Below are 14,339 nucleotides of genomic sequence, written 5' to 3'. Positions count from 1 at the left end.
CTTAGAGCGGCGCCGTCCACACCGCGCAATCGCGGCCATGGGACTTGGCCTGGTACAGGGCCAGGTCCGCTTCGCGCAGCAGGTCTTCCAGGCTGTCGCCGGGTCGCAGCGTCTGTTTGTAGGCCAGGCCGATGCTGAGCGTGGCCCGCAATGGCTCGTTGTGCGCGGTCTGGAAGCGGCCACTGCGCACGGTTTGGCAGAGGCGATCGGCGATGGCAGCGGCATCCTCAAAGCTGATGTGGGGCAACACCACGGCGAACTCTTCACCGCCTATGCGGCCCAGCACATCCTGGGGCCGCAGCGATTCGGTCAGCAGTTGGCTGACATCGCGCAGCAGGCGGTCGCCGCTGGCATGGCCGTGGTTGTCGTTGACGCGCTTGAAATGGTCCAGGTCCAGCATCAGCACTGCGGCCGAGCTGCCCTCATGCGTCAGGCGCTTGAGCAGCGCATGGCTGGCCTGCACAAAGCCGTTGCGGCTCAGCACATCGGTGAGGCTGTCGTGGTGGGCCTGGTAGCGCATGCGGTGCAGCAGCTCGGCACGCGCCGCATGCGAGCCCGCCACCGACAGCGGACCCAGGATCAGCATCGTGATACCCAGGCGCAGGCTGGCCACATCCAGCACATTGGCGGGGATAAAGCCCACGATGTTGGAGATCACGATCACCTTGGTCACAAACACCAGCATGGTGATGATGGCCGTCGTCAAGATGCGGTAGGACAGCGCACACCACAGCAGCGCAGGCAGCGAGAACACCAAGGAGCCCACCTTGTTGCCCACCATATAGCTGGTCGTCTCCAAAGTGATCACCGCCAGGGCGGGCAGGAGCTTCAAGGCCCAGGACTGGCGATCTTGCATCGCAGTGGGCTTGCTGGCCGACGGCAGGGCCAGCAGGAACGGCAGCAGCATCATGGCGTTCATCCATTCGCCGGTCCACCACATCAGCAGCCCATGGCTCATCGACATCTCAAAGGCCCAGGCGCTGATGGGCCCGCCAATGGCCGCCGATGCTGCCGATGCCATGCCGCTGGCAAAGAAGACCATCAGCGCGGATGACTGGCCTTCCATCTGCAGATCGCGCTTGGACTGCCGGCGCAAGAACAACCAGCCGCAGGCGGCGCCGCACAGATTGGCGGTCGTAAAGCCCAAGGACAGCCACAAGGAGGTGCCGGTGATCAGATCGGCCAGCACAAAGCTGGCAAAAAGGGCTGCCAGGCCAACAGGCCGCATCAGGCGCGGGTAGCGCAGCAGCAGCACCAGCACGATCTGGTTGGCGGGCCAGAACACCGACAGATAGCCCAGCGGGCGCAGCAAGATGCCCACCATGGCCGCAGCAAATACGGCCAAGCTGGCGCAGAGCAGCAAGCGACCGCTACGGGGTTGCTCCAAGGGGTGGACGGACGACGCGGTCGGCATGGGTGTGAGGGAGGATGGGCGAAATATACCCGCTCCCCTGCACAGACATGGGCCCGACCCCGTGGGTCAGTCACACATTGGCGGACGGGCGGAACGCCCCGGTTGCGCAGGTTCTGGCTGAGGTTTTGCTCAGTAGATAACCTCAGTCAATCGCTATTGCTTCCAAAATGGGAGCTAAAGAATCATGCCGGCTGGCGCATCAATCTGAAAAATTCGGCTGAAAGTTCGCGCCTTGGCTGCTGAGGGCAAGCGCATCGACCAGGGCGCCAAGCCCGAGATGGCGCTGTCTCGTACTTTACGCAAGCGCTGTCAAGCGCCGTGCTGCGCTGTCTCGTGGCCCCCACGCTTTGTAGCGCACGAGGCCTTGGCGGTGCATGCGGCTTAGATGCCGCGTGCCCGGTCCGACTTGAACTGCGCGCGGAACTGGGCAAAGTTGCCGGCATCGAGCGACTGGCGCACTTCCTGCATCAGGTTCAGGTAGTAGTGCAGGTTGTGGATGGTGGTCAGCATGGGGCCCAGCATCTCGCCGCAGCGGTCCAGGTGGTGCAGGTAGGCGCGGCTGAAGCCGTCGCGGCCGCCGTTGTCCCAACTCACGCCGCTCTTGCCGGCACAGGCGTGGCAGGTGCAGGAGGTGTCGATGGGCTGGTGGTCGGTCTTGTGGCGGGCGTTGCGGATCTTCAAATCACCATAGCGGGTGAAGATGGTGCCGTTGCGCGCATTGCGCGTGGGCATCACGCAGTCGAACATGTCCACGCCATCGGCCACGCCTTGCACCAGGTCCTCGGGCGTGCCCACGCCCATCAGGTAGCGCGGCTTGTTGGCCGGCAGCAGATGGGGCGTGTGCTGCATGATGTCCAGCATCTCGTCCTTGGGCTCACCCACCGAGACGCCGCCCACGGCGTAGCCGGGGAAGTCGATCTCCAGCAGGCCCTGCAGCGATTCCTCGCGCAGGTGCTTGAACATGCCGCCCTGCACGATGCCGAACAGGGCATTGGGGTTGCCCAGGCGCTCGAACTCTTCCTTGGAGCGCTTGGCCCAGCGGCGGCTCATCTCCATCGACTTGCGCGCTTCGGCCTCGGTGGTCTTCTTGCCATTGGTCTCGTACGGCGTGCACTCGTCGAGCTGCATGACGATGTCCGAGTTCAGAATCGTCTGGATCTGCATGCTGACCTCGGGCGACATGAACAGCTTGTCGCCATTGACGGGGCTCTGGAAATGCACGCCTTCTTCGGTGATCTTGCGCATCGCGCCCAGCGACCAGACCTGGAAACCGCCCGAGTCGGTCAGGATGGGCTTGTCCCATTTCTCGAAACCGTGCAGGCCACCAAAGCTCTTCATCACATCCAGGCCCGGGCGCATCCACAGGTGGAAGGTATTGCCCAGAATGATCTGGGCGCCCATTTCCTCCAGGCTGCGCGGCATCACGCCCTTGACGGTGCCATAGGTGCCCACGGGCATGAAGATGGGGGTCTGCACCACGCCATGGTTGAGCGTGAGCGTGCCACGGCGTGCGTGGCTGGTGGGATCGGTTTTGAGAAGGTCGAACTGCAGCATAACCGGGCATTTTCGCAGATGTGCGGTAGTTGACGGCGCGGCGGGTTTCGCAGGCTCGTCTCCGACACAGGGTGCGCTGGCAGATCGCTACACTGGTCTTATCTTTCACTGCCAAGGAGAAGCCCATGCTCAACATCATGATCGCCGTCGACGGTTCGCCCAACTCGCTGCAGGCGGTACAGCACGGCGTACAACTGGTGCAGCAGGGCTTGCGTGCCCATGTGGTGGTCGCCCATGTGCAAAAAGAGGCCAGCTTTCTGGAGCTGGCCACGCAGGATTCGGAGCTGATCGCCAATGCCAGCCTGGAAGCGGGCATGGACCTGGTTGCCCCCGCGCTGGACATGCTGCGCCTGGCCGGTGTGTCGTATGAGGTGGAGATCCGCCTGGGCGATATCTATGTGAGCCTGCTCGACATTGCCGAAGAAAAGGGCTGCGGCCTGATCGTGCTGGGTGCCACGGGGGAGACCATGCTGGGCAGCATTCTGATTGGCTCGGTCTCGCGCGAGGTGGCCCGCCACAGCAAGGTGCCGACCACCATCGTCAAGATGCCCGAAGTGCTGGAGGCCGATGAGGTCGATGGCGACCTCAGCCAGGCCGATACCGCGATGTAATTTCCGCGGAGGGCCAGAGAAGCCTGAGAGCCTGCCGGACCAGGGCGGTCCGCAGGCTCTTTGTCATTTTGGGGTCGGCTATTTAGCCCGCAGCTGGCTCCACCCGCTGGCCCACAATCTGCCGCAGCAGGCCCAGCTGGTCATACAGCTCACGTGCGGCATCCGCGCCCAGGGGCGCGAGCAACTGCTCCAGCCATTGTTCATGCGCCTTGGCCATGGCGCTGAACTGCTTTTTTCCGCTGCGCGTCAGGCGCACCGTCATCGATCGGCGGTCCTCGTCATCGGCCACCCGCTCCACCCAGCCTTCTGCCACCAACTGGTCGGTCAGGCCAGTGATATTACCGCCGGTCACCATCAGGTACTCGGAGAGCGTCTTCATGCGCAGACCCTTGGGGAAGCGGCTGAGCTGCGCCAGGTAGTCAAAGCGCGGCAAGGTGGTGGCGAACTGGGTGCGCAGCTTGCTGCGAATCACCTGTTCGATCTGGGTGCTGCAGGTCATCAGCCGCAGCCACAGGCGCACGGCCTGGTGTTCGTCATGCGAGAGGCCGGCCTCGCGGCCCGCCATGCCGCCGCCGGTGTCGGAGGGGGAGTTGCAGAGGGTTTGCATGTCAGCCATGGCGCCCATGGTGCAGTACCGCAGGCCCATCCAGTGATAGGGTAAGTTCGTATTTTAGTGAATTATTTATGCATCAATAATTTAGTTATAAAGTATTTTTCGGGACGATTCTGGCCATGAAAATTGTCTGCATAGGCGGTGGCCCCGCCGGCCTGTATTTCGCGCTGCTGATGAAGCAGATGGACCCCGTGCATGACGTCACCGTGGTGGAGCGCAACAAGCCCTATGACACCTTTGGCTGGGGCGTGGTGTTCTCTGATGCCACGATGGACAACATGCGTGAGTGGGACCCGGCGACGGCCCTGCAGATCGAGCAGGCCTTCAACCACTGGGACGATATCGAGCTGCTCTTCAAAGGCCGCAAGATCCGCTCGGGTGGCCATGGCTTTGTCGGCATTGGCCGCAAGCACCTGCTCAACATCCTGCAGGCGCGCTGCGAGCAGCTCGGCGTCCAGCTCGTGTTCGAGACCGATGTGCAGTCCGACGAGGACTATGCCGATGCCGACCTCATCATCGCCAGCGATGGCGTGAACTCGCGCATCCGCACTAAATACGCCGAGGTGTTCAAGCCCGGTATCGTCACCCGCCCCAACCGCTTTATCTGGCTGGGCGCCAACAAGGTCTACGAGGCATTCACCTTTGACTTTGTGCGCACCGAGCATGGCTGGTTCCAGGCCCATATCTACCAGTTCGACGACAAGACCTCGACCTTCATCGTCGAGACCACCGAGGAGACCTGGAAGGCCTGCGGCCTGGACACGGCCGACCAGGAGCAGTCGATTGCCTTCTGCGAAAAGCTGTTTGCCGATAACCTGCAGGGCGCGCACCTGATGACCAATGCCCGCCATCTGCGCGGCTCGGCCTGGATCAATTTTCAGCGCGTGGTCTGCGACCAGTGGTGGCTGCAGAACGCCAAGGGCAGCCATGTGGTGCTGATGGGCGATGCCGTGCACACGGCGCATTTCGCGATTGGCTCGGGCACCAAGCTGGCGATCGAGGATGCGATCGAGCTGGCGCGGCAGTTCCAGCAGCTGGGCGATGGCAAGGCGCAGATCCCTGCGGTGCTGGAGGCCTACCAGGCGCTGCGCCGGGTGGAGACCTTGCGCATCCAGAATGCCGCCTGGAACGCGATGGAGTGGTTCGAGGTCTGCGGCAAGCGCTACTGCGACCAGCTGGAGCCCGAGCAGTTCATGTACTCGATGCTGACGCGCAGCCAGCGCATCAGCCACGAGAACCTGCGCCTGCGCGATGCCGCCTGGCTGGGCGGCTATGAGGCCTGGCTGGCTACGCAAAACGGGGTGCAGGTGCAGGTGCAGGGCAAGGCGCCGCCGCCGATGTTTCTGCCCTATACCTTGCGCGGCCTGACCTTGAAGAACCGCATCGTCGTCTCGCCGATGGCGCAGTACTCGGCCGTCGATGGCGTGCCGGGCGATTACCACCTGGTGCACCTGGGCGCGCGCGCCATGGGCGGCGCCGGTCTGGTGTTTGCCGAGATGGCCTGCGTCAGCCCCGAAGGCCGTATCACCCCCGGCTGCCCGGGCACCTACAGCGAGGCCCAAAAGCAGGCCTGGCGGCGCATCAGCGACTGGATCCACACCCATACCGATGCCAAGTTTGCGATGCAGATCGGCCATGCCGGCGCCAAGGCCTCGACCCGCCTGGCCTGGGAGGGCACGGACCTGCCGCTGACCGAGGGCAACTGGCCCATCATCTCGGCCTCGCCCCAGCAGTACCTGGAGGGCGTCAGCCAGATCTCGCAGGCGATGAGCCTGGCCCAGATGGACGAGGTCAAGCAGCAGTTTGTGCACGCTGCCCAGATGGCTGCCGAGGTGGGCGCCGATTGGCTGGAGCTGCACTGCGCCCATGGCTATCTGCTGTCCAGCTTTATCTCGCCCTTGACCAACCAGCGCGACGACGCCTATGGCGGCAGCCTGGAAAACCGCCTGCGCTACCCGCTGGAGGTGTTTCGGGCCGTGCGCGCCGTCTGGCCGCAGGAGCGGCCCATGTCGGTGCGCATCTCCGCCCATGACTGGGTGCCCGGCGGCATCACCCCCGATGACGCGGTGGAGATTGCCAAGGCCTTCAAGGCCGCTGGCGCGGATCTGATCGACTGCTCATCCGGCCAGGTCAGCAAGCAGGAAAAGCCGGTCTATGGCCGTATGTTCCAGACCCCGTTTGCCGACCGCATCCGCCAGGAGGCGGGCATTGCGACGATGGCCGTCGGCGCGATCAGCGAGGCCGACCATGCCAACTCCATCATCGCGGCTGGCCGTGCCGACCTTTGTGCCGTGGCACGCCCGCACCTGGCCAACCCGGCCTGGACCTTGACCGAGGCGGCCAAGATTGGCTACACCGCCATCGCCTGGCCCCAGCCCTACTTTGCCGGCAAGCGCCAGATGGAGAGCCTGTTCGAGCGCGAAAAGGCCCAGCAAGCGGCCGCCGGCCATTGAGGAGCAGCACAGATGGCGACCAAGAGCTTGCAAGGACAACATGCGCTGGTGACCGGCGCCGGCCAGGGCATTGGCGAGGCGATTGCGCGCCAGCTGCTGGCGCAGGGCGCGCGGGTGACGGTGCTGGGCCGCCGGCCCGAGCCGCTGCAAAAACTGGTGGATGCCTTCCCGGGCCAGTGCCAGTTGGTGCTGGCCGATGTGGCACAGGGGCCAGAGGTGGTGGCGGCCTTTGCGCAGGCCGTGGCCGCCTTTGGCGATATCCAGATCCTGGTGAACAACGCCGGCCAGGCGCAGAGCGCACCCTTCATGAAGACCGATGCCCAGCTCTGGTCGCAGATGCTGGCGGTGAACCTGACCGGCACCATGCTCTGCATGCAGCAGGTGCTGCCGGCGATGCAGGCGGCGGGCTATGGCCGCATCGTCAACGTGGCCAGCACCGCAGGCTTGATCGGCTACGCCTATGTGTCGGCCTATGTGGCAGCCAAGCATGGCGTGGTGGGCTTGACCCGGGCGCTGGCGCTGGAGGTGGCGAGCCGGGGCATCACGGTCAATGCCGTGTGCCCGGGCTATACCGAAACCGACCTGGTCAAGACCAGCATCGACCGGGTGGTGGCCAAGACCGGCCGCAGCCCCGAGCAGGCCATGGCCGAATTTGTGCGCGACAACCCCCAGGGCCGTCTGGTGCAGCCGCAAGAGGTGGCCGATGCCGTCGTCTGGCTCTGCGGCAAGGGGGCTGGCGCGATGACCGGCCAGTCCATTGCGGTGGCTGGCGGCGAAGTGATGTGAACCCCGAATCTCTGGAGACAGGCATGAGTGAATACCGAATCGACCCCGCCCTGGTGGCGGGCAACCACCAGCAACTGGCCGGCTACCAGGCCCGGCATTTTCTGTGGCAGGTCCATGCCGGGGTGGCAACGATCACCCTCAACCGGCCCGAGCGCAAGAACCCGCTGACCTTCGAGTCCTATGCCGAGCTGCGCGACCTGTTCCACCAGCTGAAGTGGGCACAGGATGTGAAGGCCGTGGTGCTGGTGGGCGCGGGCGGCAACTTCTGCTCGGGCGGCGATGTGCATGAAATCATCGGCCCGCTGGTGGCCCTGAAGGCGCCCGAGCTGCTGATGTTCACCCGCATGACGGGCGAGCTGATCAAGGCCATGCGCGCCTGTCCGCAGCCCATCATTGCGGCGGTCGATGGCATCTGTGCCGGTGCGGGCGCCATCATGGCGATGGCCTCGGACATGCGCCTGGGCACGGCGCGCAGCAAGACGGCGTTCCTGTTCAACCGCGTCGGCCTTGCGGGTTGCGACATGGGTGCCTGCGCCTTTCTGCCGCGCATCATCGGCCAGGGCCGCGCCAGCGAGCTGCTCTACACCGGCCGCAGCCTGGGCGGCGAAGAGGGCGAGCGCTGGGGCTTTTTCAACCGTTTGGCCGAGCCCGAAGCGCTGCTGGAGCAGGCGCAGAAGATGGCCGCCGACCTGGTCGCAGGCCCCAGCTTTGCCAATGGCATCACCAAGACCATGCTGCACCAGGAATGGGCGATGACCATTGACCAGGCGATCGAGGCCGAGGCGCAGGCGCAGGCCATCTGCATGCTGACCGAAGACTTTAAGCGCGCCTACGAGGCCTTTGTGGCCAAGCAAAAGCCGCAATTCCAGGGGAACTGACATGGCCGACACCCGTTACCTGCAGTGGCCGTTTTTTGAGCCGCACCATGCGGACCTGGCGCAGACGCTGGATGCCTGGGCCGCCCAGCATGTGGCCCATGTGCACAGCGGCGATACCGATGGCGATTGCCGCAGCCTGGTGCAGGCGCTGGGCCAGGCGGGCTGGCTGCGCCATGCGGTGGCGGGCGAGGCGCATGGCGGCGCAGCCGCGCAAATCGACACCCGCGCCATCTGCCTGATCCGCGAGACCCTGGCGCGCCACAACGGCCTGGCCGACTTTGCGTTTGCAATGCAGGGGCTGGGCTCCGGCGCGATCAGCCTGGCGGGCACGGAGGCGCAGAAGGCGCGCTACCTGGGCCGGGTTGCACGGGGCGAGGCGATTGCGGCCTTTGCGCTGTCCGAGCCCGATGCCGGGTCGGACGTGGCCGCCATGGCCTGCGCCGCCCGTTTGGACGGCGACCACTATGTCATCGACGGCGAAAAAACCTGGATCTCCAACGGCGGCATTGCCGACTTCTATGTGGTGTTTGTGCGCACCGGCGAGGCACCGGGCGCGCGCGGTATCTCGGCGCTGATCGTGGATGCCGACACGCCCGGCCTGGAGATTGCCGAGCGCATCGATGTAATTGCGCCGCACCCGCTGGCGCGGCTGCGCTTCAGCGGCTGCCGCGTGCCGGTCAGCCAGCGCATTGGCGCGGCGGCCGAGGGCTTCAAGCTGGCGATGCGCACCCTGGATGTGTTTCGCACCTCGGTGGCGGCCGCCGCGCTGGGCTTTGCCCGCCGTGCGCTGGACGAGGCCTTGCAGCGCGCCACCAGCCGCCGCATGTTCCAGGGCGTGCTGGCCGATTTTCAGCTGACCCAGGCCAAGCTCGCGCAAATGGCGACGCAGATCGACAGCGCCGCGCTGCTGACCTACCGCGCCGCCTGGCAGCGCGACCAGGGCCAGAGCGTGACCAGCGAGGCGGCAATGGCCAAGATGACCGCCACCGAGAACGCGCAGCAGGTGATTGATGCGGCGCTGCAGATGTGGGGCGGTCTGGGTGTCGTCAGCGATCAGCCGGTCGAGCGCCTGTACCGCGAGATCCGCGCGCTGCGCATCTACGAAGGGGCGACCGAGGTGCAGCAACTCATCATCGCCCGCGAGCTGCTCAAACAAGTGGCGCCCACCGCGCCTTGACCACTGCCGAGTACCTGGACGCCGGTCCCGGTTTCCGCCTTCAGCCTGGAGTTTGCGAGATGTCTGCCACGCCCTATACCGCGCATATCGACCGCTTTGCCGCCACGCATCTGCCGCCGCCCGAGCTGCAGCCGGAGTACCACTTTGACCTGCCCGAGCTGCAGTTCCCCGAACGGCTCAACTGCGCCGCCGAGCTGCTGGACCGCCATGTGGCCGAAGGCCGGGGCGAGCGCCTCTGCCTGCAGGCCCCCGGTGTGCGCTGGACCTATGCCGAGCTGCAGGCCCAGGCCAACCGCATTGCCAATTTGCTGACCACGCAGATGGGCCTGGTGCCCGGCAACCGCGTGCTGCTGTGTGCCCCCAACAACCCGATGATGGTGGCGAGCTGGTTTGCCGTCGTCAAGGCCGGCGGCATTGCGGTGGCCGCCATGCCGCTGCTGCGCGCCAAGGAGCTGGGCACCATCATCGAGATTGCCCAGATCAGCCATGCGCTCTGCGATGCGGCCTTGCTGGCCGAGGTGCAGGCAGCGCAGGCGGCCAACCCGCGCTTGCAGGCGGTGCGCTACTTCAATGGCAGCGGCCTGCCGGCAGAGCAGGCGCTGGAGCCGCTGATGGCCCAGGCCTCGCCGCATTTCGACACGCTGCAGACGGCGGCAACCGACACCTGCCTGCTGGGCTTTACCTCGGGCACCACGGGCGTGCCCAAGGCGACGATGCATTTCCACCGTGATGTGATGGCGGTTTGCGCCTGCTGGCCCCGCCATGTGCTGCAGGCCGAGCCCGATGATGTCTTCATTGGCAGCCCGCCGCTGGCCTTTACCTTTGGCCTGGGTGGCCAGGTGCTGTTTCCGATGGCGATTGGTGCCTCGATGGCGCTGTTGGAGAAGGCCGGACCGCTGCAGCTGGTCGATGGCATCGAGCAGTTTGGCGCCACCGTGGTGTTCACCGCGCCGACCTCGTACCGCGTGATGGCCCAACAGGGCGAACGGCTGCGCCAGACCCGGTTGCGCAAATGCGTGTCGGCCGGCGAGGCCTTGAATGCCTCGACCCGCGCGCTGTGGAAAGCCGCCACCGGCATCGAGATCATCGACGGCATCGGTTCGACCGAGATGCTGCACATCTTTATCTCGCACCGCGAGGACGAGGCCCGGCCCGGCGCCACTGGCCGCGCCGTGCCCGGCTACCGCGCCAAGGTGGTCGACGAGCAGGGCCGGGAAGTGCCGGCCGGTACGGTGGGCAAGCTGGCGGTGCAAGGCCCCACCGGCTGCCGCTACCTGAACGACAGCCGCCAGACCCAGTATGTGCATGCGGGCTGGAACCTGACCGGTGACGCCTATGTGATGGATGCGGACGGCTACTTCGTCTACCAGGCACGCACCGATGACATGATCATCTCCTCGGGCTACAACATTGCCGCGCCCGAGGTCGAAGACGCCTTGCTGGCCCATGCAGCGGTGGCCGAATGCGCGGTGATTGGCCTGCCCGACAGCGAGCGCGGCCAGATCGTCAAGGCCTTTGTGGTGCTGCGCCCGGGCTTTGCAGCGGACGCGGACATGGTCAAGACCTTGCAGGATTTCGTCAAAAGCACGGTCGCGCCCTACAAATACCCACGGGCCGTGGATTTTGTCGCGCAGCTGCCGCGCACGGCTACGGGAAAACTACAACGGTTTCGGCTGCACAGCCCGGCATAGTAGCGGCTCGTTAAATTTTTTTGGCACACCAACCAGGGAACCAGCATGAAGCGTCATCTTTTGCATCGCAGTCTTGTGAGTCTGTCCATCGCGCTGCTCTGCGCCAGCAGTGCCAGTGCGGCCGACCAGGTCAAGGTGGGCTTGCTCAGCACCTTGTCGGGCCCCGGCGCCGGTCTGGGCACCGACATCCGCGACGGCTTCCAGCTGGCCGTCAAGCACATGAACGGCAAGATCGGCAACCTGCCTGCCGAGGTGGTGGTGGTCGATGACCAGCAAAACCCCGAGGTGGCCAAGCAGACGGCCGAGCGCCTGCTCAAGCGCGACAAGGTGGATTTCATGACGGGCACCGTGTTCTCCAACGTGATGCTGGCCGTGGGCCCGGCGGCGTTCCAGAACAAGACCTTCTTCATCAGCCCCAATGCCGGCCCCTCGCAGTACGCCGGCGCGCAGTGCAACCCGTATTTCTTCAATGTCTCGCAGCAAAACGATGCGCTGCATGAGGCCGCCGGCCAGACCATGCAGGACAAGGGCTTCAAGCGCGTGGCGCTGATCGCGCCCAACTACCCCGCAGGCAAGGATTCGATCGCCGGCTTCAAGCGCTTCTACAAGGGCGAGATCGGCATGGAGACCTATACCTCGCTGAGCCAGCTGGACTATGGCGCCGAGATCTCCAAGATGCGTGCAGCCCAGGTCGATGGCGTCTATATCTTTCTGCCCGGTGGCCTGGGCGTGAACTTCATCAAGCAGTTTGTCGGCGCCGGCCTGTCCAAGGACATCACCTTGTACGCCCCGGGCTTCTCCGCCGATGAGGATGTGATCCGTGCGGTGGGTGACTCGATGCTGGGCACCTTCAACACCTCGCAATGGGCGCATGACCGGGACAATGCCGCGAACAAGAAGTTCGTCACCGACTTCCAGAAGGAATTTGGCCGTATGCCATCGCTGTATGCATCGCATGGCTATGACGCTGCGCGCCTGATGGATGCGGCGGTGCGCGATGTCAAGGGCAAGCTCGATGACAAGGCGGCCTTGCGCAAGGCCATCGAGGCGGCCAAGTTCGAGTCGGTGCGGGGCAGCTTCAAGTTCAACAGCAACCATTTCCCGGTGCAGGACTACTACCTGCGCGTGGTCAGCAAGGACAGCCAGGGCAAGCTGACCAACCGCACGGTGGGCACGGTGTTCAAGAACCACCAGGATGCCTACGTCAAAGACTGCAAGATGCCGTCCTGATCGATGAACACCATCCTGATTCTTGAGCAGACGCTCAATGGCCTGCAGTTCGGCTTGATGCTGTTTCTGCTGGCCGCCGGCCTGACCCTCGTGTTCGGCATCATGGACATGATCAACCTGGCCCATGGTTCGCTCTACATGATCGGCGCCTACCTGGTGGCCAGCTTCAGCCAGGCGAGCGGCTCGTTCTGGCTGGGCCTGGGCCTGGGGGTGCTGGCCACGGTGCTGGTGGGCGTGCTGCTGGAGTACACGGTGCTGCGCCGTCTCTACCACCGCGACCACCTGTCGCAGGTGATGGGCACCTTTGCCATCTTGCTGATGAGCAATGAGATCGTGCGCATCATCTGGGGCGCCCAGCCGCTGATGCTGAACCCGCCGGCCGCGCTGGCCGGGCCGGTGCGCTTGATGGATGGTTTCTCCTACCCGGCCTACCGGCTGCTGATCATCGGCGTGGGCCTGGCCGTGGCCTTGCTGCTGTGGCTGCTGGTGACCCGCACGCGCTTTGGCATGCAGGTGCGCGCTGGTGCGGCCAACCGCGAGATGGCGACGGCCATGGGCGCCAATGTGCGCCGCCTCTTCACCCTGGTGTTTGCGCTGGGCGCTGCGCTGTGTGCAGTGGCGGGCGGCATGCTGGGGCCGCTGCTGGCGGTGCAGGTGGGCATGGGCGAGAGCATTCTGATCCTCGCCTTTGTGGTGATCGTGATTGGCGGCATTGGCTCGATCCGGGGCGCGCTGCTGGGCGCCATGCTGGTGGGCCTGGTCGATACCGCCGGCCGCACCCTGGTGCCCTTGTTGTTTGACAAGGCCATGGGCCCCGAGGTGGCGGCCAACGCCGGCCCGGCCGTGGCCTCGATCCTGATCTATGTGCTGATGGCTGCCGTGCTGTTCACCAAACCCCAAGGTCTTTTCCCTGCCAATGACTGACACCACCGCCCCACAGACCGCTGCGGCCCAGGCCACGCCAGCGGCGCAGCCCAGCGTCTTCGACCACCGGCTGCAGCCCCGGCTGGTGCTGCCTTTGCTGGCACTGCTGATCGCCTTTCCGCTGATCGCCCAGGCAACGGGTGAGGACTTCTACATCGGCGTGGCCAGCCGCGTGCTGGTGTTTGGCCTGGCCGCTGCCAGCCTCAACTTCATCCTCGGCTTTGGCGGCATGGTGAGCTTTGGCCATGCGGCCTTTGTGGGCCTGGGTGCCTACACCGTGGGCCTGCTGATGCAGCAGGGGGTGAGCTCCGCCTGGCTGGCATGGCCCCTGGCCATGCTGATGGGCGCGGCCTTTTCGCTGCTGGTCGGCGCCATCAGCCTGCGCACCCAGGGCGTGTACTTCATCATGATCACCCTGGCCTTTGCGCAGATGCTGTACTACCTGATCATGTCGTTCAAATCGCTGGGCGGTGATGATGGCCTGTCGCTGCCCGGCCGCTCGGACATCGGCCTGGGCCTGGATCTGGCGCAGGATGCCACGTTCTACTACGTGGTGCTGGCGCTGGTCAGCATCAGCCTGCTGCTGATGGCGCGGGTGCTCAATGCCCGTTTTGGCCATGTGCTGCAGGCCATCAAGGAGAACGAGACCCGCATGCAGGCCATCGGTTTTCCGGTCTACCGCTACAAGCTGGTGGCCTTCAGCCTGGCCGGCGCCTTTGCCGGGCTGGCGGGCGCGATGCTGGCCAACCAGGGCAGCTTTGTCGGCCCCGGCATGCTGCAGTGGACCCAGTCCGGCATCCTGCTGATCATGGTCATCCTGGGCGGTGTCGGCCATCTGTATGGCGGCCTGGTGGGTGCAGCGGTGTTCCTGCTGCTGGAAGAAGTGCTGGCCGCCTACACAGTGCACTGGCAACTGGGCCTGGGCGCCGTGCTGCTGATCGTGGTGCTGGTGGCCCCCAATGGTTTGCTGAGCCTGCGGCGCGGCATGTGGAGCAAGCGATGAGCACG

Annotated in this window: 12 protein-coding genes; 9 read left to right on the top strand and 3 right to left on the bottom strand. The window is 65.1% G+C overall.

All coding sequences use genetic code 11. The features are described from left to right. Position 1: 1 nt before the first annotated feature. Together EDF71_RS06685 and tgt are read right to left on the bottom strand one after the other, a co-directional pair. On the bottom strand, positions 2–1,414 hold the full coding sequence (locus EDF71_RS06685) for a sensor domain-containing diguanylate cyclase (protein WP_133855818.1): 1,413 nt from the start codon (positions 1,412–1,414) through the stop codon (positions 2–4). A 381-nt stretch (positions 1,415–1,795) separates the two neighbouring features. Continuing rightward, positions 1,796–2,968 (bottom strand): tRNA guanosine(34) transglycosylase Tgt, encoded by a 1,173-nt coding sequence (gene tgt, locus EDF71_RS06680; protein ID WP_133855817.1) that lies wholly within the window; start codon positions 2,966–2,968, stop codon positions 1,796–1,798. A gap of 125 nt (positions 2,969–3,093) precedes the next feature. Here tgt and EDF71_RS06675 point away from each other — a divergent pair, with 125 nt between their 5' ends. Beyond that, positions 3,094–3,579 (top strand): universal stress protein, encoded by a 486-nt coding sequence (locus tag EDF71_RS06675; protein WP_133855816.1) that lies wholly within the window; start codon positions 3,094–3,096, stop codon positions 3,577–3,579. Between the two features lie 82 nt (positions 3,580–3,661). On the opposite strand, the gene EDF71_RS06670 is transcribed toward EDF71_RS06675, so the two are convergent. Then, positions 3,662–4,195, bottom strand: coding sequence for a MarR family transcriptional regulator (locus tag EDF71_RS06670; protein WP_243854202.1), 534 nt, complete (start codon positions 4,193–4,195; stop codon positions 3,662–3,664). A gap of 116 nt (positions 4,196–4,311) precedes the next feature. On the opposite strand from EDF71_RS06670, the gene EDF71_RS06665 reads away from it, so the two are divergent. From EDF71_RS06665 to EDF71_RS06630, 8 genes are read left to right on the top strand one after another with little or no spacing between them, the layout of a single operon-like run. Continuing rightward, positions 4,312–6,645, top strand: coding sequence for a bifunctional salicylyl-CoA 5-hydroxylase/oxidoreductase (locus EDF71_RS06665; RefSeq protein WP_133855814.1), 2,334 nt, complete (start codon positions 4,312–4,314; stop codon positions 6,643–6,645). A 12-nt stretch (positions 6,646–6,657) separates the two neighbouring features. Beyond that, positions 6,658–7,431 (top strand): SDR family NAD(P)-dependent oxidoreductase, encoded by a 774-nt coding sequence (locus EDF71_RS06660; RefSeq protein ID WP_133855813.1) that lies wholly within the window; start codon positions 6,658–6,660, stop codon positions 7,429–7,431. A gap of 23 nt (positions 7,432–7,454) precedes the next feature. Next, entirely contained in the window at positions 7,455–8,309 is an 855-nt protein-coding gene (locus EDF71_RS06655; RefSeq protein ID WP_133855812.1) for an enoyl-CoA hydratase family protein, read from the top strand. A gap of 1 nt (position 8,310) precedes the next feature. Further along, on the top strand, positions 8,311–9,486 hold the full coding sequence (locus tag EDF71_RS06650) for an acyl-CoA dehydrogenase family protein (protein ID WP_133855811.1): 1,176 nt from the start codon (positions 8,311–8,313) through the stop codon (positions 9,484–9,486). A 59-nt stretch (positions 9,487–9,545) separates the two neighbouring features. Further along, on the top strand, positions 9,546–11,177 hold the full coding sequence (locus EDF71_RS06645) for a benzoate-CoA ligase family protein (protein ID WP_133855810.1): 1,632 nt from the start codon (positions 9,546–9,548) through the stop codon (positions 11,175–11,177). A 45-nt stretch (positions 11,178–11,222) separates the two neighbouring features. Beyond that, a complete protein-coding gene (locus EDF71_RS06640) occupies positions 11,223–12,407 on the top strand; it encodes an ABC transporter substrate-binding protein (protein WP_133855809.1) in 1,185 nt (394 codons plus the stop codon). Between the two features lie 3 nt (positions 12,408–12,410). Beyond that, on the top strand, positions 12,411–13,331 hold the full coding sequence (locus tag EDF71_RS06635; protein ID WP_133855808.1) for a branched-chain amino acid ABC transporter permease: 921 nt from the start codon (positions 12,411–12,413) through the stop codon (positions 13,329–13,331). Further along, entirely contained in the window at positions 13,324–14,334 is a 1,011-nt protein-coding gene (locus EDF71_RS06630) for a branched-chain amino acid ABC transporter permease (protein WP_133855807.1), read from the top strand. The genes EDF71_RS06635 and EDF71_RS06630 overlap by 8 nt, the downstream gene beginning before the upstream one ends. Positions 14,335–14,339: the final 5 nt, after the last annotated feature.

Origin of the sequence: Comamonas sp. JUb58 (assembly GCF_004364775.1) — a bacterium.
In the GTDB taxonomy this organism is placed as follows: domain Bacteria; phylum Pseudomonadota; class Gammaproteobacteria; order Burkholderiales; family Burkholderiaceae_C; genus Comamonas.
This window is presented reverse-complemented; position numbering and strand designations above follow the sequence as displayed.

Bases quoted from the DNA above. Each gene is read 5' to 3' on its own strand.
- EDF71_RS06635 (WP_133855808.1), top strand. From the start codon at position 12,411: ATGAACACCATCCTGATTCTTGAGCAGACGCTCAATGGCCTGCAGTTC.
- tgt (WP_133855817.1), bottom strand. From the start codon at position 2,968: ATGCTGCAGTTCGACCTTCTCAAAACCGATCCCACCAGCCACGCACGC.
- EDF71_RS06660 (WP_133855813.1), top strand. From the start codon at position 6,658: ATGGCGACCAAGAGCTTGCAAGGACAACATGCGCTGGTGACCGGCGCC.
- EDF71_RS06630 (WP_133855807.1), top strand. From the start codon at position 13,324: ATGACTGACACCACCGCCCCACAGACCGCTGCGGCCCAGGCCACGCCA.
- EDF71_RS06670 (WP_243854202.1), bottom strand. From the start codon at position 4,195: ATGGCTGACATGCAAACCCTCTGCAACTCCCCCTCCGACACCGGCGGC.
- EDF71_RS06640 (WP_133855809.1), top strand. From the start codon at position 11,223: ATGAAGCGTCATCTTTTGCATCGCAGTCTTGTGAGTCTGTCCATCGCG.
- EDF71_RS06645 (WP_133855810.1), top strand. From the start codon at position 9,546: ATGTCTGCCACGCCCTATACCGCGCATATCGACCGCTTTGCCGCCACG.
- EDF71_RS06655 (WP_133855812.1), top strand. From the start codon at position 7,455: ATGAGTGAATACCGAATCGACCCCGCCCTGGTGGCGGGCAACCACCAG.
- EDF71_RS06650 (WP_133855811.1), top strand. From the start codon at position 8,311: ATGGCCGACACCCGTTACCTGCAGTGGCCGTTTTTTGAGCCGCACCAT.
- EDF71_RS06685 (WP_133855818.1), bottom strand. From the start codon at position 1,414: ATGCCGACCGCGTCGTCCGTCCACCCCTTGGAGCAACCCCGTAGCGGT.
- EDF71_RS06665 (WP_133855814.1), top strand. From the start codon at position 4,312: ATGAAAATTGTCTGCATAGGCGGTGGCCCCGCCGGCCTGTATTTCGCG.
- EDF71_RS06675 (WP_133855816.1), top strand. From the start codon at position 3,094: ATGCTCAACATCATGATCGCCGTCGACGGTTCGCCCAACTCGCTGCAG.